Source organism: Kitasatospora sp. NPDC056138 (genome assembly GCF_042264695.1).
Classification (GTDB): domain Bacteria; phylum Actinomycetota; class Actinomycetes; order Streptomycetales; family Streptomycetaceae; genus Kitasatospora.
In genome coordinates, this window is sequence record NZ_JBHJVK010000068.1 from 1 (window position 1) to 19,827 (window position 19,827).

The following is a 19,827-nucleotide window of genomic DNA, read 5'->3' on the forward strand; positions in this document are numbered from 1 at the left end:
CACCCCTATGTGGTGCGGTTGTTTTGTTTTTTAATACCACCCTGCCCCCGGGGGGGGGGGGGGGGGGGGGGGGCCCCCCCCCCCCGACGGGGCGTCAGCCGAGCGCGGGGATGACGCTCTTGCCGTACGCGTCGATGGTCGCCTCCACCGCGTCGTGCATGGCGTAGACGGCGAACTGGTCGACGCCGAGGGCGCGCAGCTCGGCGAGCCGGGCGAGTTGGGCCTCGGGCGGCCCGATCAGGCAGAACCGGTCGACGATCTCGTCGGGGACGAAGGCGGTGTCGGGGTTCCCGGCCCGGCCGTGGTGGGAGTAGTCGTAGCCGTGCCGGTCCTTGATGTACGCGGTGAGCGCCTCGGGAACCATCCCGGAGTGCTCGCCGTAGCGCGCGACCAGGTCGGCGACGTGGTTGCCGACCATCCCGCCGAACCAGCGGCACTGCTCGCGGGCGTGGGCGAGCGCGGCGGGCGAGTCGTCCTCCGTGACGTACGCGGGGGCCGCGACGCAGATGGTCAGCGAGTCGGGGTCGCGTCCGGCCTCGACGGCAGCGGCACGGACGGCCTTGACCATCCACTCGGTGAGGAAGGGGTCGGCGAGCTGGAGGATGAAGCCGTCCGCCTGGCGTCCGGTCAGCGCGAGCGCCTTGGGGCCGTACGCGCCCGTCCAGACCGGGAGCCGGGCGCCCGGCTTGACCCAGGGGAGGTGCATGGCGGTGCCGTCCACCTCGGTCTCGCGCCCCTCGGCGAGCTCCTTGATGGCGTGCATGGCGTGCGAGAGCCGGTCCAGGGTGGCGGGGTGGCGGCCGGCCACCCGCATCGCGGAGTCGCCGCGGCCGATGCCGCAGACGGTGCGGTTGCCGTACATGTCGTTGAGGGTGGCGAACAGGGAGGCGGTGACCTCCCAGGTGCGGGTGGCGGGGTTGGTGACCATCGGGCCGACGATCAGGCGGCTGGTCTCGGCGAGGATCCGGCTGTAGATGACGAAGGGCTCCTGCCAGAGCACCACCGAGTCGAAGGTCCAGCCATGGGTGAAACCCGCCGACTCCGCCCGTTTCATCCGCTCGACGAGCAGCTGCGCGGGCGGGTCGGTCTGGAGCACAAGTCCGATGTCCACACTTCTCCTTAACGGTTGCCCAGGTGGCTCAGAGGCGCCGGCAGGTGCCGGTCGGCGGGCACCTGCCGGTACGGGGCGGGTCTCGGCTCAGTCGAGGTACTGGCAGGTGGCGCGCGGCTGGTAGCGCCCGTGTCCGGCCCGGCCCAGGTAGGCGCCGTCGTCGATGACGACGGCGCCCCGGGAGAGGACGGTGCGGACCTTGCCGGTGACCTCCTTGCCCTCGTAGGCGGAGTAGTCGACGTTCATGTGGTGGGTGGCGGCGGAGAGGGTCTGCCGGGCCGCCGGGTCGTAGAGCACGATGTCGGCGTCGGCGCCCGGGGCGATGGTGCCCTTGCGCGGGTAGAGGCCGAACATCCGGGCCGGGGCGGCGCAGGCGATCTCGATCCAGCGACGGCGGGAGATCCGGCCCTCGACGACCGCCTGGTGGAGCAGGTCCATCCGGTTCTCCACGCCGGGCAGACCGTTGGGGATCTTGGAGAAGTCGCCGCGCCCGAGCTCCTTCTGGCCGCTGAAGCAGAAGGGGCAGTGGTCGGTGGAGACCACCTGGAGGTCCCCGGTGCGCAGGCCCTTCCACAGCTCGGCCTGGTGCTCGCGCGGGCGCAGCGGGGTGGAGCAGACGTACTTGGCGCCCTCGAAGCCGGGCTCGGCCAGGTTGTCGGTGGAGAGGAAGAGGTACTGCGGGCAGGTCTCGCCGAAGACGCTCAGTCCCTGCCGCCGGGCGGCGGCGAGTTCGGCCACCGCCGAGGCGGCGGAGACGTGCACGACGTAGAGCGGCGAGCCGGCCACCTGGGCCAGCTTGATGGCGCGGTGGGTGGCCTCGGCCTCCAGGAGCTCGCGGCGGACCTCGCCGTGGTAGCGCGGGTCGGTCTTCCCGGCTGCGAGGGCCTGTTCGACCAGGACGTCGATGGCGATGCCGTTCTCGGCGTGCATCATGATCAGCCCGCCGTTCTCGGCGCCGCGCTGCATGGCGCGCAGGATCTTCCCGTCGTCGCTGTAGAACACGCCGGGGTAGGCCATGAAGAGCTTGAACGAGGTCACGCCCTCCGCGACCAGCAGGTCCATCTCCTTGAGGCTGTGCTCGGTGACGTCGGCCAGGATCATGTGGAAGCCGTAGTCGATCGCGCAGGCGCCCTGGGCCTTGGCGTGCCAGGTGTCCAGTCCCTCGCGCAGCGAGGAGCCCACCGACTGGACGGCGAAGTCCACGATGGTGGTGGTGCCGCCCCAGGCGGCGGCACGGGTGCCGGTCTCGAAGGTGTCGGAGGCGGAGGTGCCGCCGAACGGCAGCTCCATGTGGGTGTGGGCGTCCACGCCGCCGGGGATGACGTACAGCCCGCGGGCGTCGAGCACCCGGTCGGCCGTCCAGCCCTCGGCGACGCCGCTGCCGTAGGACGCCAGGGCCACCACCTTCTCGCCCTCGACCAGGACGTCGGCGTGCACTTCCTCGGCGGCGGTGACGACCAGACCGCCGCGGATCACCGTACGGTTCATGGGTTCCGTTCCTCTCAGGCCTCGGAGAGCGGGCCGTACGCGTCGGGGCGGCGGTCGCGGTAGAAGGCCCACTGCTGGCGGACCTCCTCGATCACGTCCAGGTCGAGGTCGCGGACGACCAGTTCCTCGTCCTTGTCGGAGGCCACCTCGCCGACGAACCGGCCGCGCGGGTCGACGAAGTAGGAGGTGCCGTAGAAGTCGTTGTCGCCGTACTCCTCCACGCCGACCCGGTTGATCGCGGCGATGTAGTACTCGTTGGCGACGGCGGCGGCGGGCTGTTCCAGCTGCCACAGGTAGGAGGACAGGCTCCGGCTGGTCGCGGAGGGGTTGTAGACGATCTCGGCGCCGGCGAGGCCGAGCGCGCGCCAGCCCTCGGGGAAGTGCCGGTCGTAGCAGATGTAGACGCCGACCCTGCCGACGGCGGTGTCGAACACCGGCCAGCCGAGGTTGCCGGGCTTGAAGTAGTACTTCTCCCAGAAGCCCTTGACCTGCGGGATGTGGTGCTTGCGGTACTTGCCGAGGTAGGAGCCGTCGGCGTCGATCACGGCGGCGGTGTTGTAGTAGAAGCCGGACTTCTCGACCTCGTACACCGGGACGACGATCACCAGGCCCAGCTCGCGTGCCAGCTCCTGCATCCGGCGCACGGTCGGGCCGTCGGGGACCGGCTCGGCCCAGCGGTAGTGCTCGGGCTCCTGGACCTGGCAGAAGTACGGCGCGTTGAAGACCTCCTGGAACCCGATGATCCGGGCGCCCTGCGCGGCCGCGTCCCGGGCCGCCTTCTCGTGGGCCGCGATCATCGTCTCCGGGTCACCCGTCCAGGCGGTCTGGAAGAGAGCTGCTCGAACGACTCGGCTCATCGGTCCACTCCTTCGACGAAGGTGCTGTAGACCGTTGAGACTAGGAGCTTCCCGGCGCCACGTGTAGTGCCACGCTGTAACGCCGGGAAGCCTCATTCATTCCGCCGCGGAACCCCTGGGCGGCAGGCGCCGTCAGCCCTCCAGCGGGGTGAGCCGCCGCAGTGCCAGCGGCTCGGCGAGGATCGTGTCCAGGACCTCGCTCGCGTGCCGGAAGTGCGGCGTGGCGAAGTGCTCCTGGAGCGCCTCCTCGTCCTGCCACTCCTCGATGATCACCATTCGCTCGGGGCGGTTCGGGTCGACCAGCGGCTGGTACGAGCGGCAGCCCGGTTCCTCCAGCGAGGGCTCGATCATGCCTTCCAGCAGCGTACGGAGGCGATCGGCCTGGCCGGGCACCGCGGTCAGCTCGGCTATGAGGATCATCGGATGGTCTCCTTCGGATCGACGGGACCGGTTCCGGCCCCGGTGCGTCCAAGGGTATCCGCGATCTCTGACAGTCCGTCAGCAGAGGTCCGGGCCGTCCGCAAGGCCGGGCCGAAGGGCGCCCGGGCCACCGGGCCGAGTACGGCTCGGCGGCTCGACGACCGCGCCGGGGAGCAGGGGGCGGGACGGGGCCGGGGGGCCGGGGCCGGGTCGGGGCCGCGCCGCTCCGGTCGGCCGCCTGTTCGGCAGGCTTTGCCCGGGACGATCGCGAGCAGGCAAGATAGCGGAGTGACCCTCCTGGACCTGATGCCGAGCCCTGCCACCCCCGATGCGCTGTACGAGACCTTCGTCGAGTGGGCGCAGGAGCGGGGCATCACCCTCTACCCAGCCCAGGAGGAGGCGCTGATCGAGCTGGTCTCCGGGAACAACGTGATCCTGGCGACCCCCACCGGCTCGGGCAAGAGCCTGGTGGCGGCGGGCGCGCACTTCGCGGCGCTGGCCGACGGCAAGCGGACCTTCTACACCGCACCGATCAAGGCGCTGGTCTCGGAGAAGTTCTTCGACCTGGTGAAGATGTTCGGCACCGAGCAGGTCGGCATGATGACCGGCGACGCCAGCGTCAACCCGACCGCGCCGATCATCTGCTGCACCGCCGAGGTGCTGGCGCAGATCGCGCTGCGCGACGGCGAGCGGGCCGACATCGGCCAGGTCGTGATGGACGAGTTCCACTTCTACGCCGAGCCGGACCGCGGCTGGGCGTGGCAGGTCCCGATCCTGGAGCTGCCGCAGGCGCAGTTCCTGCTGATGTCCGCGACCCTCGGTGACGTCCGCCGCTTCGAGGAGGACCTCACCCGGCGCACCGGACGCCCGACCACCGTCGTCCGCTCCGCCACCCGCCCGGTGCCGCTGTTCTACGAGTACCGCCGCACCACCCTGCACGACACCCTGGAGGAGCTGCTGAAGACCGGCCAGGCGCCGGTCTACGTGGTCCACTTCACCCAGAAGGAGGCCGTCGAGCGGGCGCAGTCGCTGATGAGCATCAACATGTGCTCGAAGGCCGAGAAGGACGCCATCGCCGCTCTGATCGGCAACTTCCGCTTCACCACCAAGTTCGGCCGCAACCTCTCGCGCTACGTCCGGCACGGCATCGGCGTGCACCACGCGGGCATGCTGCCCAAGTACCGCCGCCTGGTCGAGCGGCTCGCCCAGGCCGGTCTGCTGAAGGTCATCTGCGGCACGGACACCCTCGGCGTCGGCGTCAACGTGCCGATCCGCACCGTGCTGTTCACGGCCCTGTCCAAGTACGACGGTCAGCGGGTCCGGGTGCTGCGCGCCCGGGAGTTCCACCAGATCGCCGGACGCGCGGGCCGGGCCGGCTTCGACACCGTCGGCCAGGTCGTCGCCCAGGCCCCCGAGCACGTGGTGGAGAACGAGAAGCTGCTCGCCAAGGCCGGCGAGGACCCCAAGAAGCGGCGCAAGGTGGTGCGCAAGAAGGCGCCGGAAGGTTTCGTCGGCTGGAGCGAGGAGACCTTCGAGCGGCTGATCGCCGCCGACCCGGAGCCGCTGGTCTCCCGGTTCAAGGTCAGCCACGCCATGCTGCTCTCGGTGATCGGCCGCCCCGGCAACGCCTTCGCGGCGATGCGCAAGCTGCTCACCGACAACCACGAGGACCGCGCCGCGCAGCGCCGCCACATCCGCTCCACCATCGCCATCTACCGCTCGCTGCTCGAGGGCGGCGTGGTCGAGCGCCTGCCCGAGCCGGACGCCGAGGGCCGGATCGTCCGCCTCACCCTCGACCTCCAGGAGAACTTCGCGCTCAACCAGCCGCTCTCCACCTTCGCGCTGGCCGCCTTCGAACTGCTCGACCCGACCTCGCCCTCGTACGCCATGGACGTGGTCTCGGTGGTCGAGGCGACCCTCGACGACCCGCGCCAGATCCTCGCCTCGCAGGAGAACAAGGCGCGCGGCGAGGCCATCGGCGAGATGAAGCGCGACGGCGTCGAGTACGAGGAGCGGATGGAGCGGCTCCAGGAGATCACCTACCCCAAGCCGCTGGAGGAGCTGCTCGGCCACGCGTACGAGGTCTACCGGCGGGCGCACCCGTGGATCGGCGACCACCCGCTGCGGCCCAAGTCGGTGATCCGCGACCTCTACGAGCGCGCGATGACCTTCACCGACTACGTCGGCCACTACGAGCTCGCCCGCACCGAGGGCATCGTGCTGCGCTACCTGGCCAGTGCGTACAAGGCGCTGGAGCAGACCGTCCCCGAGGACATCAAGACCGACGACCTCAAGGACGTCATCGCCTGGCTCGGTGAGCTGGTCCGCCAGGTCGACTCCAGCCTGCTGGACGAGTGGGAGCAGCTGGCGAACCCGACCACGCCCGAGGCGGCCGAGGTCCGCCTCGACGACAAGCCCGCGCCGGTCACCGCCAACGCCCGCGCCTTCCGGGTGCTGGTGCGCAACGAGATGTTCCGCCGGGTGGAGCTCTGCGCGCTGGAGCACTACGAGGAGCTCGCCGAGCTGGACGGCGAGTACGGCTGGGACGCCGACCGCTGGGCGGACGCGCTGGACGGGTACTGGGAGGAGTACGACGACCTGGGCACCGGGCCGGACGCGCGCGGTCCCAAGATGCTGCTGATCGAGGAGGACGACTCCGCCTGGCGGGTCCGGCAGATCTTCGACGACCCGAACGGGGACCACGACTGGGGCATCAGCGCCGAGGTCGACCTGTACGGCTCCGACGAGGAGGGCCGGGCGGTCCTGCGGGTGACGGCGGTGGACCGCCTGGGCGGCTGACCGGCGCCCGGGGAGACCGTCGGCCGGACGCACCGGGCCGGCGGTCTCTGTCAGTCCGTCTCCCGGAGGCGGGCTCCCGGAGGCGCCGGCCGCCCAGCCGTCGGCCTCACATCCAGAGGAAGGCCGACCCCGCCGTGAAGGAGACGGCCCGGGTCGCACGGTCCAGGACGGGATCGGGGGTGGGACCGGTGGCGCGCAGGTCCGCGTAGCGGGAGCTGGTGACGGTCAGGTAGTGGCCGACCACGTCGACCTGGCTGTCGGTCAGCGGCTTGGGGTTGTTGGTGCCGCCGGGCTGGCCCTGGGACGGCTGCCCGAACTGCGGCTGCCCGGACGGCTGCGGGCTCTCCGACGGGGCCGGTGACGCCGGTCCGGACGGACCCGGCGACTGCGGGGCCGCCGACGCGCTGGGAGTGGGGCCGGGCGCGGGCGGGTTCGCGGCCTCCGGGGTGAGGAAGGAGACCGCCCCCGGGTCGTCCTTCAGCGCGTCCAGGGCCTTGCGGGCAGACGTCTCGTCAGCGAAGCGCAGCACCGTCAGACTGGTGGTCACCGGCTGGTCGACCTGGCTGAAGCCGACCGCGAAATAGCTCTCGCAGCCGATGTCGCGCAGCACGTCGTGGGTGCGGTCCTGGAACACCTCGCCGCAGTCCTCGCCGTCCCTGGCGGCGGTGCGGCGGGCCTTGTAGCCGTCCAGCTCGATGGGCTTCTGGGGCGGGAAGTAGTATTCCGCGGCGAAGGCCTGGGCCTCCGTCAGCGGCTCGCCGGAGGCGGTGCCCCCCGCCGGGAGCATCTTGCCGAGATCCGAACCCCTCCGGCCGAGACCGGGTATCAGATCGCCCTTGCTGGAGCTGGTCGCGATCCAGCCCGCCCCCGTCGCCGCCACCACCAGCAGTGCGCACCACACCAGAACCGGTCGGCGTCCCCCTCCCCGATGGGTGTGGGCGGGTTTGCCGTCCTGCTGGCCTGCCGAACGCGGATCGCGCTCCCCCTGCGTGGTCATGGCGGAAATTCTAAGCAGACGGCCGGTCCGCCGCCCGACCCGCCCGCCCCGCACCGACCAGCCCACTTCGTCCGCGATCGAAGATCATCGGCATTGTGACAACTCGCACACGGCCACAGAGCCATCTTGGTGGGTTCTCTCTAGCGCGAGCCCAGGTTGTCCGGGCAGGATCAGGACCATGGATCTGCTCGACACCCTCACCGCCAAGGGCCTGCGCCGGGAACTCCCCACCAAGGAGGAGGCGCTCGCAGTTCTCTCCACCACTGACGACGAGTTGCTGGACGTGGTTGCAGCAGCCGGTCGGGTGCGCCGACAGTGGTTCGGACGCCGGGTCAAACTCAACTACCTGGTGAACCTGAAGAGCGGGCTCTGCCCCGAGGACTGCACCTACTGCTCGCAGCGGCTCGGCTCCAAGACCGAGATCCTCAAGTACACCTGGCTGAAGCCGGAGCAGGCCGCCGAGGCCGCCGCCGCCGGCCTGGCCGGCGGTGCGAAGCGGGTCTGTCTGGTGGCCAGCGGACGCGGTCCGACGGACCGTGACATCGACCGGGTGGCCGGCACCATCTCCGCCGTCAAGGAGGCCAACGAGAACGTCGAGGTCTGCGTCTGCCTCGGCCTGCTCTCCGACAACCAGGCCGAGCGGCTGCGCGCGGCCGGTGCGGACGCCTACAACCACAACCTCAACACCTCCGAGGGCACCTACGGCGACATCGCCACCACCCACACCTACGCGGACCGGGTGGACACCGTCACCAAGGCGCACGGCGCCGGACTCTCCGCCTGCTCCGGCCTGATCGCGGGCATGGGCGAGACGGACGCGGACCTGGTGGACGTGGTCTTCGCACTGCGCGAGCTGAACGCGGACTCGGTGCCGGTCAACTTCCTGATCCCGTTCGAGGGCACCCCGCTGGCCAAGGAGTGGAACCTCACCCCGCAGCGCTGTCTGCGGATCCTCGCGATGGTCCGCTTCGTCTGCCCCGACATCGAGGTCCGGATCGCCGGCGGCCGCGAGGTGCACCTGCGCACGATGCAGCCGCTCGGCCTGCACATCGCCAACTCGATCTTCCTCGGCGACTACCTGACCAGCGAGGGCCAGGCCGGACAGGCCGACCTCGACATGATCAAGGACGCCGGCTTCGTGGTCGAGGGCGCGGACGAGATGACGCTGCCCCGGCACCGCGCCGACGTGGCGGGCGGCAACTCGTGCGGCACGGGCGGCGGTTGCGGCCCCTGCGGCGACGGCTCCACCGCGCCGGCCGGAGCCTGCGGCACGGCCGGGGACTCCGCCCTCTCCGAGGACTCCGCGACCGGGGACTCCGCGGTGGACGGGGATTCCGCCACGGCCGGGGACTTCGGCCCGAACGGGGACGAGATCCGGACCGACCTGGTCCGCGTGCGGCGCCGCGGCGCCGGCACCGAACTGGCGCCGAACGCCTGAGGACCGCGCACCCATGGCACAGCTCTCCCCCGACTCCCTCATCTCGCTGGACCGGGCCCACGTCTGGCACCCGTACTCGCCGATGCCGGGCAAGGCCACCCCGTACGTGGTCGAGTCCGCGTCCGGGGTGCGGCTCCGGCTCGCCGAACCGGCGGCCGGGCACCGGGAACTGATCGACGGCATGTCCTCCTGGTGGGCCGCCATCCACGGTTACGGCCACCCCGAACTGGACCAGGCCGTCCGCGACCAGCTCGGCCGGATGAGCCACGTGATGTTCGGCGGGCTCACCCACGAGCCCGCCGTCCGGCTGGCCACCAGGCTGGTCGAGATCACCCCCGAGCCGCTGCAGCACGTCTTCCTGGCCGACTCGGGCTCGGTGTCCGTCGAGGTCGCGATGAAGATGTGCCTGCAGTACTGGCAGTCGCTCGGGCGGCCGGAGAAGCGCCGGCTGCTCACCTGGCGCGGCGGCTACCACGGCGACACCTTCCACCCCATGTCGGTCTGCGACCCCGAGGGCGGAATGCACCAGCTCTGGGGCGGGGTGCTGCCGCGCCAGGTCTTCGCCGACGAGCCCCCGGCCGGGTTCGACGCCCCGCTCGACCCCGCCTACGCGGCCGGGCTCACCGAGCTGATCGAGCGTACGGCCGGGGAGCTGGCCGCCGTGATCGTGGAGCCGGTGGTACAGGGCGCGGGCGGGATGCGCTTCCACTCCCCCGCGTACCTGCGGCTGCTGCGCGAACTGTGCGACCGGCACGGCGTACTGCTCGTCTTCGACGAGATCGCCACCGGCTTCGGCCGCACCGGCGCGCTGTTCGCCGCCGACCACGCCGGCGTCTCCCCCGACGTGATGTGCCTGGGCAAGGCCCTCACCGGTGGCTACCTGACGCTCGCCGCCACCCTGTGCACCGGCGAGGTCGCCGACGGCATCAGCAAGGGCGAGATGCCGGTGCTGGCCCACGGGCCGACCTTCATGGGCAACCCGCTGGCCGCCGCCGTCGCCAACGCCTCGATCGACCTGCTGCTCCGCCAGGACTGGCAGCCGGAGGTCAAGCGCATCGAGACGGGTCTGCGGGCCGGTCTCGCGGAGGCGGTCGACGTGCCCGGTGTGCGCGACGTCCGGGTGCTCGGCGCGATCGGCGTGGTGCAGCTGGACCACCCGGTCGACGTCGCCGCGGCGACCGAGGCGGCGGCCCGCGAGGGCGTCTGGCTCCGGCCGTTCCGCGACCTGCTCTACACCATGCCCCCGTACATCACCGGGGACGAGGACCTGGCGCGGATCGGCGCCGCCGTGACCGCCGCGGCGGTGGCGGGATGAGCACCCACACGAACTGCACCGACGGCGTCCTGTTCGTCACCGGGACCGGGACCGAGGTCGGAAAGACCATGGCCACCGCCGCGGTCGCGGCACTGGCACTGGACGCCGGGCGTACCGTGGCGGTCCTGAAGCCCGGTCAGACCGGGGTCGCCCCGGACGAGCCCGGGGACGTGGACGAGGTCCTCCGGCTGGCCGGCCCGGCCGTCCACCCGGTCGAACTCGCCCGCTACCCCGAGCCGTTGGCCCCCGACACCGCCGCCCGGCGGTCCGGGCTGCCCACGATCGGCCCCAAGCAGGTCGCCGAGACCGTCGCCGAACTCGCCGAGCGGTACGACCTGGTGATCGTCGAGGGCGCGGGCGGCCTGCTCGTCCGGTACGACGAGGAAGGGCACACCCTCGCCGACATGGCCGTCGCCACGGCCGACCTCGGCCTGCACCCGAGGGTGCTGCTGGTCGCGGCGGCCGGCCTCGGCACGCTGAGCGTCACCGCGCTCAGCGCCGAGGCGCTGCGCGCCCGCAGCGTGGAGCTGGCGGGCGTGGTGGTGGGCTCCTGGCCCGCCGACCCCGACCTGGCCTCCCGCTGCAACCTCGCCGACCTCCCGGCCTCCGCCGAGGCTCCGCTGCTCGGCGCCCTGCCCGAGGGCGTGGCCGAGGGCGGCAGCACGCCCTTCCGGCTCCGCGCCCGCCAGGCACTCGCCCCCGCCCTCGGCGGCGGGTGGGACGCGGTGGCGTTCGCCGCCGAGCACCGGCCGGGCAGCTGACACCGAGTCGGGTTCCGCCCCACTCCTGCCCGGCCCCGGCCACCGGCAGCGGACCGCAACCGCCCGCCTCCTGTCCCGCCTCCTGTCCCGCCGCCGACGCGCGGCGGGGCGGGCGGTGGGCGGCGGTCTCCCGTACCGGCGGGCAGCGACGTTAGCGGCGGGCGGCGACGGGCCGGCCGGCTCGCCCGGCCGGGAACGGGCCCGGACTCGGGATCAGGGCCGGGAGCGGTAGCGGGCCGGCGGCCGGCGGGGGCTCGGGCCCGCCCAGTCCATCAGGGTGCGAGTGGCTTGACCCAGCGACGCCACTGCTCCTCGCGGACGTACCCGGCCGCCCTCCAGGCGTACTGGGCCTGCTCGTTGGCCTGTAGCACCATCGCGTCGCCGCGACGCCCGCCCAGGACCGCGAACCGCTCCTCGGCCGCCGCGAGCAGGGCCGTGGCGATGCCCTGCCGGCGCTGCCCGGGGTCGACGGCGAGGCGGTAGAGGTGGCAGCGCCAGCCGTCGTACCCGGCGATGACGGTGCCGACCACGGCCCCGTCCCGCTCGGCCACCAGCAGGGCCTCGGGATCACGGGTGATCAGGCGGGCCACCCCGTCAGGGTCGTCGGTGATGCTCGTTCCCTCCGCCGATCGCGCCCAGAAGGCCAGCAGGTCGGGCATCTCGTCGAGGGCGGCACGGCGGACTCTGATCTCGGTCATACCGCACGGTCTAGCACCCGGCGTGCCTGAGCCGCAGTGAATTCCGCTCCGCGGGACCACCCGCCCGCCCGGGCGAGGACGACTCGCCCCCACCCCTCCTGTTCTGCGAACCGCGTATGCAGTAAGTTGGGCGACACAAACTGCGAACATCGATCGCAGTCAATGCGCGGACCCGGCCTGCGACCGGCCCTGGGGGCCTGCCCCGACGGCCCGTCACTCCGCCTGCCGACTGCGACAGAGAGGGACACCGCCGTGCGAATCCTGGGAATCCTGCTGAAGAACAAGCGGGCCGGTGAGGCGAATCTGGCCTGGAACCTCCCGGCCCTGGCCGGCCCCGACACGCTCGACCTGCGGAGCGCCGACTTCGCACCCGGCAGCGCCCTGCCCGAGGCCCATGCCGGCGCACGCGCCGGCGGGGACAACAGCTCCCCCGCGCTGGCCTGGACCGGCGTCCCCGAGGGAACAGCCCAACTGCTACTGGTCGTCCAGGACGTCGACTCCCCGACCGCCACCCCGTTCGTGCACTGCGTCGCCCTGCTCGACCCCGAGCTCACCTCGCTGCCCACCGGGGCCCTGGCCGCCGCCGCACCGGCCCCGGGGGTACGGGTGCTGCGCTCGGGCGCCGGGCGCGGCTACCTGGGCCCCGAGCCGCTGAAGGGGCACGGCACGCACCGGTACGTCTTCCAACTGTTCGCCCTGCCCACCGCCATCACCTCGGCGGGGGGCGGCGCGGCACTGGACGCCGCCAAGCCCCCGGCCGTGCTGGCCGCAGCGGGCGGCCCCGCCCTGGCCCGTGGACGCCTCGACGGCCACTACACCCGCTGACGGCCGTCGGCTCAGCCGAGCCGCCACACCGTCGTCGTCTTCACCGCACTGCTCTCCAGGTCCGCCATCACGGGCACCTCGTACGAGGCGACCGCCGTGAACCGCCCCCGGGGCAGGTACGCCCGTCCCGGGTCGCCGACCAGGACCACCGCGCCCCGGGCGTGCGCGCGTTCCAGGAAGGGCAGGAAGCGGTCGGCCATCCAGCGCTCGTAGAACACGTCGCCGGCCAGCACCACTTCGGCCTCCCCGCCGTCGCCGTCCAGCAGATCGGCGCACTCGGCGGTCACCTCGACACCGTTCGCGCCGGCGTTCACCGAGATCGCGGCCACCGCGTAGTCGTCGATCTCCGCGGCCCGGACGGCGGCCGCCCCGCGCAGTGCCGCCGCGATCGAGACCACGCCCGAACCGGCCGCCACGTCCAGGACCTTCCGTCCCGCCACGGTCTCGGGGTGGTCCAGGACGTAGCGGGACACCGCGACTCCCCCGGCCCAGGCGAACGCCCAGAACGGGGGCGGCAGTCCGACCTCACCCTTGGCCTCCTCGGTCCGCTCCCACAGTTCGATGGCCTCCTCGGCCAGGTGCAGCCGGATCTCCGGCAGGAACGGGACGGGGCCGAGACTGGTCTGCTCCAGCACGAAGGCCGTACCGCCGCCCTCGGTGGTTGCGATGCCGCCGGACATGGCGCTCCTCTGGTCACAGTGGCAGGTGAACAGACCCTAGTGCACGACCGGTTCCACCGTGCACCGTCGAGCGGACGGGCATCCCGAACCGGCCGTACACCGGATCACCGCAGCGTTCCCCCGAGGTTCCACCGCACCTGCTCCACTCGCCCCCGGCGCACACCCGATCCTCACACGGTACGTACCGTTTCGATACCGAAGCCGTTATGAGCTGCGGAAATGCTCGCTAGAGCGGTAACTCCCGAGTAGCATCCGGCTCACGCCCTCCGGTGCCGTAACCCCGTGTCGCGCCGTCCGGTTCGGCGATGCTCGCGGGACAGCTGGGGGTCTGCGCGCACTGGGCACTGCGCGCCAGAGCTGTCGCGCGTACGCGGAAGGTGCAGGGACTTGGCGGATCGGCTCACCGGAGGGGACTCCTCCCTGCTGCGACGGATCAACGCGGCGGTCACGCTGCGCACGCTGCGCAACGGCCGATCGGTCACGCTCACCCAACTCGTCGGCGACACCGGCCTCTCCCGGCCCACCGTCGAAGGCGTGATCGAGGGCCTGATGGAATCCGGACTGGTCGCCGAGGTCGACCACACCCCGGCCGGCCAACCGCCGGGCACCCGTCAGCGCGGCCGCCCCGCCCGCTGGTTCCGCTTCCGCGCCGAGGCCGGGCACGTCCTGGGCATCGAGATCGGCGTGCACGGTCTGCGGGTCGTGCTCGCCGACCTGACCGGCGAACTGCTCGGCAGCGAGGCCAGGGAGGTCGACGGGACCCTGGACCCCGAGGAACGGCTCTGCGCCGTCCGCGCGACCGTCGCCGAGGTCCTGCGCAGGACGGGCGTCTCCCGCGACAGCCTCTGGGCGGTCGCCGTCGGCAGCCCCGGCATCGTGAACCGCGACGGCACCATCCGGCTCGGCACCGCCATGCCCGGCTGGACCGGTCTCGACCTCGGCGCCCGGCTGCGCCGTTCCTTCCGCTGCCCCGTACTGATCGAGAACGACGCCAACCTGGCCGCCATCGCCGAACACTGGCAGGGCGCGGCGGTCGGCAAGGGCGACGTGGTCTTCGTGATGGCCGGACTCAGCCCCGGCGCCGGTTCGCTGATCAACGGCAGACTGCACCGGGGCTTCGGCGGCGCCGCAGGGGAGATCGGCGCACTGCACCTGCTCGGCCAGGAGGCCACGCCCGAACGGCTGTTGTCCACCACCGGCAAGCCGCTGGACCCGCTGGACGAGGCCGCGGTGGCGCGGGTGCTGCGGCTGGCGCGGGAGGGCGACGAGGTCGCCCGGGTCGCGATGGACCGCTTCCTGCGGCGGCTGGTGCACGACGTGGCGGCGCTGGTGCTGGCGCTGGACCCGCAGTTGGTCGTGGTCGGCGGCTGGGCGGCCGGGCTGGACGGCGTACTGGAGCCGCTGCGCGAGCAGTTGGCGCTGTACTGCCTGCGGGCACCGGAGGTCGCTCTGGCGGCCCTGGGCGAGGAGGTGGTCGCCATGGGTGCGCTGCGCGTCGCACTCGACCACGTCGAGGAGCAGCTCTTCGCAGTCGACCCTCCGGCGATCGGCCCACGCTAGGGCTCCCCACCGCCCCACGGGCAAAGGGCAAGCCCCAGGGGGCGGGGAACTGCGCGAAACGGCAGGGCAGCGGGCCGCGCCGCCACCCGACAGGGCAACCCGCACCGCCCCAAGGGGAGTTCGCGAGGTGCACCGCGCTCTTCCGGGCGCGGCCGGACCGTGGCGCCTTCCGTCCCGCGCGGTTCCCCGCGCCCCTGACTGCGCACAGCGCGGCACGGCGCAGCGACAGCGGCGAGCGGCCCGGCTTCAGGAGGCGGTACGGACCGCGCCCGCCTGGACCGGGGTGACCTCGACCTTGCCGGTCTCGCCGAAGGTCAGCTTGCAGGTGTCGGCCCGGTAGGTGGAGACGGCGAGGGCGACCAGCCGGCCGGCCACCGCGTACTGGGCGGTGACCACCAGGACCGGGGTGCCCGGCGGACGCTCCAGCAGGGCGGCCTGCTCGGCCTCGGCGACACCGAGCTCGACCGAGCGGGACTCGCCGTCCACGCCGAGCCGCTCCAGCTGCCGCAGGACCGACTTCGCCTGGTCCTGCTCGGTGGCACCACCGACGACGTGCGGAACGGCGGGCAGGTGCGGTACGGCCGAGTCCGGCACGTGCAGCGACTCGGTGGCCATGATCTGGCCCTGGACCAGCCGCAGTCGGCGAACGGTGTGCACCGTCTCGCCCGCCGGGATGCCGAGTGCCGACGCGAGCTGGGCGGAGGCCGGGGCACTCACGCAGTCCACGGCGCGCCAGGTCAGGCTGCCGCCGGGGGCACCGGGGCCGCTCTCGCCGGGGGTGCTGACCGGGATGCCGACGCGGGGCGCGGCGATCAGGGTGCCGATGCCGCGGCGGCGGACCAGGCGGCCCTCCAGCTCCAGCTGGTCCAGCGCCTGCCGGAGGGTGGCCCGGGCCACGCCGAAACGGGCGGACAGCTCACGCTCGTTCGGAATGACCTGGCCGGTGGAGAACTCCTCGTCGATGGTCCGCAGCAGCACCGTGCGCAGGTGCCAGTACTTGGGCTCCGGTACTGTCGCCAGCCGTCCTTGCCCCATCGTGTCCTCCACCCTGAAGGACGTCGGACCGGCCCCGTGCCCTGTGTTGTGGCAGGTGGGAGGGGCAGGCTTTATCAGTCCTTCTTTATTAAAGGTCTTTGCAGTAAGCGACCCTAGGGGGTGCCCGACGAGATGGTCAAGACCAATGACACCGCACACGTCCTTCTCATCGGACCTTCATCCGGGCCGCTCGGCACGGGCGCGGACGCTCGCCCGGCCGGGAGCAGGACGGATACCCTTCCCCGGTGATCGTGGTGACGAGTGTGAACGTGAATGGCATCCGGGCTGCCGCCAAGAAGGGCTTCCTGGAGTGGTTGGCGGCCACCGAGGCGGATGTGGTCTGTCTGCAGGAGGTGCGCTCCGAGCCGGAGCAGTTGCCCGCCGAACTGCGCGACCTGCCCGGCTGGCACGCGGTCTGGGCACCTGCGGCCAGCAAGGGCCGGGCCGGCGTGGCCGTGCTCTCGCGGAAGGCTCCGGAGCGTACGGCGATCGGGTTCGGCTCGGCCGAGTTCGACGGTTCGGGAAGGTACGCGGACATCGACCTGCCGGGGCTGACCGTGGCCAGCCTCTACCTCCCGTCCGGCGAGGTCGGCACCGAACGCCAGGACGAGAAGGAACGCTTCATGGCGGAGTTCCTCGTCCACCTCGCCGAGCTGCGCGCGCGGGCGGCGAAGGACGGCCGCGAGGTCGTGGTCTGCGGTGACTGGAACATCGCCCACCAGCCCGCCGACCTCAAGAACTGGAAGGCCAACCAGAAGAACGCCGGCTTCCTCCCGGAGGAGCGCGCCTGGCTGACCCGGGTCCTGGAGGAGGTCGGCTACGTGGACGTGGTCCGCCGTCTCCACCCCGACCAGGACGGCCCCTACAGCTGGTGGTCCTACCGGGGCCGTGCCTTCGACAACGACTCGGGCTGGCGGATCGACTACCAGATGACCACCCCGGGCCTGGCCGAGCGCGTCACCAGCGCCCGCGTCGAACGCGCCGCCACCCACGCCGAGCGCTGGTCCGACCACGCGCCCGTGACGGTCGCCTACGACCACGACTCCTAGGAATCCGGCTCGGACGACGGTGCGGTCGGTCGGCCCGGCGGGTGCTGCACGGCGGCGTGGCACCGGTCCGACCCCAGGACGACCGGTCACTCCGTGGCCGGCTGCCGGTCTTGGGAGTCCGTCCTTCGGAGACGCTTCGATGACGCTCGTGTCGTCGGTGCTGGTGATCACTCCCGATGGCACGACAACCGTCGCGGGATCCCCCGGCGGAGCCGTCACCCGGCCAGTCCCTGTGGCGCGGCCGGCTCGGGCCGGGGCCGGCCCCGCCATCCGCCTCCCGTCACCGCTCTACCGACGCGCCCGGCCCCGGGCGGGGTGTCGCTCGGGGCCGGGCGGACTGCGTCGGTCCGGGTCCGGACGGTCAGCCGGTCACGGGAGGGTCCAGCGCTGGTTGGCGCCGCCGTTGCAGTCCCAGATCTCCAGCGTGGTGCCGTTGGCGGTGGCGTAGGCCGGGTCGTCGAGGCAGCGGCCGGACTGCGTGCTCCTCAGGGTGCCGTCCGGCTGGGGCGTCCACTGCTGGTTGGCGCCACCGGTGCAGTCCCACAGTTCGACCGGGGAGCCGTTGACGGTGGCGGCGCCGGTGACGTCGAGGCACTTGCCGTTGTGGGTGAGGGTGCCGTTGGACCAGGTCCACGTCTGCTCGGCGCTGCCGTCGCAGGCCCAGAGCTGCACGGCGGCGCCGCTGGTGCCGGAGGCGGGGCGGGCGCAGGTGCCGGGCAGCGCCGAGGCGACCGGGCCGGTGTGGCTGGTCGGCGTGCCGGGGGTGAGGGCGAAGTTGTCGAACTGGTCGGTCTGGTAGCCGGTCACGCCGAGGCCGGCGCGCCCGTCGGTGAAGCTCGCGTCGGTCGCGCTGCCCACGGTGGTGCCGTCGATGCTCGCGGTGAGGGTCTCGTTGTCCAGGGAGAGCGCGACGCTGTGCCAACGGCCGGTGCCGAGGACGGTGGTGGTGCCGCTCGCGAGGGTGGTGAAGTTCCAGCCGGTGTCGCTCTTGTCGATGGACCAGGCGCCGGTGTCGCTCACCCGCAGGTGGTAGGCGTTCAGACCGTTGTTGTTGCGGCCCTGCCGGTTGACCCGGCCCAGGAGTTCGATGGTGCTCGACTGCTCGAACATGGTGTCGGCGCTGACGGTGTAGTTGGACCAGCTGCCGTCGCCCATCATCGTGTACGGGGCGTTGTAGCGCTCGTCGGTCCAGCGGATCGGCGAGGCCGGGGCCATCTGGCGCAGGCAGGTGCCGGTGCGGCCGCCGCCGCAGGCGACGGTCTGGAAGGCGCCGTTCATGTCCGTGAAGTACTTCGGCGAGGTGGTCGTGGCCGGGGTGTCGAAGCCGTCCGTGTAGGGCAGCTTCATCGGCGCGGCGGCCGGCGGGGTGGCGGTGCCCTTGCCCTGGCCGGTGGTGGTGGTCACGGTGTAGACCCGGCCGGGCTGCAGGGTGAGGGTGTAGCCGCCGTGCGACGGGGTGACGTCCTGCTGGTGGACGAACCAGTCGGCCGGGTTGGTGGAGTCGAGGTCGGTGGACCAGACGTGGACCTTGCCGGCGGACAGGCCGCCGGTGACCGTGAAGCTCGCACGCTGGGCGGCGGTGGCGTCCATGGTCTCGATGACGGTGCTGTAGTCGCGCTCGTTCGTGCTCTTCAGCGTGACGTAGCTGCCGTTGGCGCGCGCACCGCCGAGGTACCCGCTCGCGGAGTCGATGTAGCGCCAGCCGGGCTCGGCGAACTGGGTGGTGTGCGCGGTGACCCAGGTCGTCTTGCCGATGCCGTAGTTGCCGGACCAGGGCTGGTCGGCGATCGACATGCCGTCGGTGGAGAAGAACAGGTCGGGGTAGAGCGCGGCGATGACCGGCCAGTTGATGAACGAGGTCATCTTCCCGTCGAGGTAGCCGCGGTTGATCCCGCGCGCCACCGCCGGGGCGCCGCCGTCGGCGTCCTCGGAGCCGTTCTCGCTCGCCCACAGCGGCTTTCCGAGCGCCTTGGCGTTCGCCGTGCTCGGGCAGTCGGTGAAGGAGCTCATGTACCCGCAGGGATAGTGCACACCGACGATGTCGACGGCGTTCTTGAACGCCGGGTCGGTGGCCATGGCGTCGGCCACGCCCCAGCCGTCGTCCGCGGCGACGACCTCGGTGGCACCGTAACCGCGCGCGGCGAGCGTGCTCTTGAGGTTCTCGTACCAGGACTTGTCGTAGCCCCGCTCGTTCCACCCGCCGAGGTAGGACACGTTCAGGTGGTGCTTGGCCGCGCAGCCCATCCAGGACATCAGGTAGTCGATGGAGTCCTGGGACCAGAAGTTGCCGTCGCCGATCCAGCCGGGGGCGCCCCAGGACAGGCCGTAGAACTTGATGGCGGGGTTGCGGGCCTCGGCCTGCTCGGCCAGCCACCACTCGTAGCCCTGGTTGCAGTCGACGGTGCCCCGGGTGTGCTCGATGCTGGTCTCGGCGCCGTCGGTGGAGTTGGTGTCGCCGCCGATCTCCAGCTTCAGCACCTGCAGCGAGGCGCCGTGGCCGGGCTTGAACAGGTAGTCCAGCAGCTGGCTGCGCTGGGGCTCCGGATAGTCCACCAGCAGGCGCGAGTTGCCGCCGCCGCCGGAGATCGCGCCGACCCCGTCGAAGGTGAGGCCCGGCTTGGTTCCGTCGACGGTGACGGTGGTGGTGGGGACGGCCTTCGGTGCGGCGGCCCGGGCGGCCGGCGGCGCGGCCAGGCCACCCAGCGCGCCCGCGAGGACGAGCGCCGCGCTGAGGGCGGTGCGCCAGATCGATGACAGGTGTTGACGGCCCATGGGCGTCTCCGGAGTGGGGAGG

At 72.2% G+C, this 19,827-nt stretch carries 16 protein-coding genes; 7 read left to right on the top strand and 9 right to left on the bottom strand.

The genetic code is table 11. The features are described 5' to 3' along the window. Positions 1 to 94 precede the first annotated feature (94 nt). The 4 genes from ACFC1R_RS30895 to ACFC1R_RS30910 all read right to left on the bottom strand — a co-directional run bounded on the left by ACFC1R_RS30895 (position 95) and on the right by ACFC1R_RS30910 (position 3,876). Entirely contained in the window at positions 95 to 1,111 is a 1,017-nt protein-coding gene (locus ACFC1R_RS30895; protein ID WP_375944221.1) for a TIGR03842 family LLM class F420-dependent oxidoreductase, read from the bottom strand. Positions 1,112 to 1,198: 87 nt separating this feature from the next. Further along, complete coding sequence (hydA, locus tag ACFC1R_RS30900) at positions 1,199 to 2,599, bottom strand: dihydropyrimidinase (protein WP_375944223.1); 1,401 nt, start codon at positions 2,597 to 2,599, stop codon at positions 1,199 to 1,201. 14 nt (positions 2,600 to 2,613) lie between these two features. Then, positions 2,614 to 3,456 (bottom strand): nitrilase-related carbon-nitrogen hydrolase, encoded by an 843-nt coding sequence (locus tag ACFC1R_RS30905; protein WP_375944225.1) that lies wholly within the window; start codon positions 3,454 to 3,456, stop codon positions 2,614 to 2,616. Positions 3,457 to 3,588: 132 nt separating this feature from the next. Beyond that, entirely contained in the window at positions 3,589 to 3,876 is a 288-nt protein-coding gene (locus ACFC1R_RS30910; protein WP_375944227.1) for a putative quinol monooxygenase, read from the bottom strand. 306 nt (positions 3,877 to 4,182) lie between these two features. Here ACFC1R_RS30910 and ACFC1R_RS30915 point away from each other — a divergent pair, with 306 nt between their 5' ends. Continuing rightward, a complete protein-coding gene (locus ACFC1R_RS30915) occupies positions 4,183 to 6,675 on the top strand; it encodes a DEAD/DEAH box helicase (protein WP_375944285.1) in 2,493 nt (830 codons plus the stop codon). 106 nt (positions 6,676 to 6,781) lie between these two features. Here the strand turns inward: ACFC1R_RS30915 and ACFC1R_RS30920 are convergent, their stop codons facing one another. Beyond that, positions 6,782 to 7,672, bottom strand: coding sequence for a hypothetical protein (locus ACFC1R_RS30920; RefSeq protein ID WP_375944229.1), 891 nt, complete (start codon positions 7,670 to 7,672; stop codon positions 6,782 to 6,784). A 178-nt stretch (positions 7,673 to 7,850) separates the two neighbouring features. Here ACFC1R_RS30920 and bioB point away from each other — a divergent pair, with 178 nt between their 5' ends. From bioB to bioD, 3 genes are read left to right on the top strand one after another with little or no spacing between them, the layout of a single operon-like run. Then, complete coding sequence (bioB, locus tag ACFC1R_RS30925) at positions 7,851 to 9,110, top strand: biotin synthase BioB (RefSeq protein ID WP_375944231.1); 1,260 nt, start codon at positions 7,851 to 7,853, stop codon at positions 9,108 to 9,110. A gap of 13 nt (positions 9,111 to 9,123) precedes the next feature. Then, complete coding sequence (locus tag ACFC1R_RS30930; RefSeq protein ID WP_375944233.1) at positions 9,124 to 10,425, top strand: adenosylmethionine--8-amino-7-oxononanoate transaminase; 1,302 nt, start codon at positions 9,124 to 9,126, stop codon at positions 10,423 to 10,425. Then, positions 10,422 to 11,186 carry a dethiobiotin synthase gene (gene bioD, locus ACFC1R_RS30935; protein WP_375944235.1) on the top strand — a complete coding sequence of 255 codons (765 nt, stop codon included), beginning with the start codon at positions 10,422 to 10,424 and terminating at the stop codon, positions 11,184 to 11,186. The genes ACFC1R_RS30930 and bioD overlap by 4 nt, the downstream gene beginning before the upstream one ends. Positions 11,187 to 11,458: 272 nt before the next feature. Here the strand turns inward: bioD and ACFC1R_RS30940 are convergent, their stop codons facing one another. Next, on the bottom strand, positions 11,459 to 11,884 hold the full coding sequence (locus tag ACFC1R_RS30940) for a GNAT family N-acetyltransferase (RefSeq protein ID WP_375944237.1): 426 nt from the start codon (positions 11,882 to 11,884) through the stop codon (positions 11,459 to 11,461). A gap of 252 nt (positions 11,885 to 12,136) precedes the next feature. On the opposite strand from ACFC1R_RS30940, the gene ACFC1R_RS30945 reads away from it, so the two are divergent. Next, entirely contained in the window at positions 12,137 to 12,709 is a 573-nt protein-coding gene (locus ACFC1R_RS30945) for a YbhB/YbcL family Raf kinase inhibitor-like protein (protein ID WP_375944239.1), read from the top strand. 11 nt (positions 12,710 to 12,720) lie between these two features. Here the strand turns inward: ACFC1R_RS30945 and ACFC1R_RS30950 are convergent, their stop codons facing one another. Then, positions 12,721 to 13,389, bottom strand: coding sequence for a methyltransferase (locus tag ACFC1R_RS30950; protein ID WP_375944241.1), 669 nt, complete (start codon positions 13,387 to 13,389; stop codon positions 12,721 to 12,723). Between the two features lie 387 nt (positions 13,390 to 13,776). Between ACFC1R_RS30950 and ACFC1R_RS30955 the strand changes: the two genes are divergently transcribed. Beyond that, the gene (locus ACFC1R_RS30955; RefSeq protein ID WP_375944243.1) at positions 13,777 to 14,949 is read left to right on the top strand and encodes an ROK family protein; all 1,173 of its coding nucleotides are present in this window, start codon (positions 13,777 to 13,779) and stop codon (positions 14,947 to 14,949) included. A 246-nt stretch (positions 14,950 to 15,195) separates the two neighbouring features. On the opposite strand, the gene ACFC1R_RS30960 is transcribed toward ACFC1R_RS30955, so the two are convergent. Then, positions 15,196 to 15,984, bottom strand: a complete 789-nt coding sequence (locus tag ACFC1R_RS30960) for a GntR family transcriptional regulator (RefSeq protein ID WP_375944245.1) — start codon at positions 15,982 to 15,984, stop codon at positions 15,196 to 15,198. A 245-nt stretch (positions 15,985 to 16,229) separates the two neighbouring features. On the opposite strand from ACFC1R_RS30960, the gene ACFC1R_RS30965 reads away from it, so the two are divergent. Next, positions 16,230 to 17,033: an exodeoxyribonuclease III gene (locus ACFC1R_RS30965; protein WP_375944247.1), complete on the top strand. Its 804-nt coding sequence runs from the start codon at positions 16,230 to 16,232 to the stop codon at positions 17,031 to 17,033. Between the two features lie 369 nt (positions 17,034 to 17,402). Here ACFC1R_RS30965 and ACFC1R_RS30970 read toward each other — a convergent pair whose 3' ends face one another. After that, the gene (locus tag ACFC1R_RS30970; protein ID WP_375944249.1) at positions 17,403 to 19,805 is read right to left on the bottom strand and encodes a ricin-type beta-trefoil lectin domain protein; all 2,403 of its coding nucleotides are present in this window, start codon (positions 19,803 to 19,805) and stop codon (positions 17,403 to 17,405) included. Positions 19,806 to 19,827: the final 22 nt, after the last annotated feature.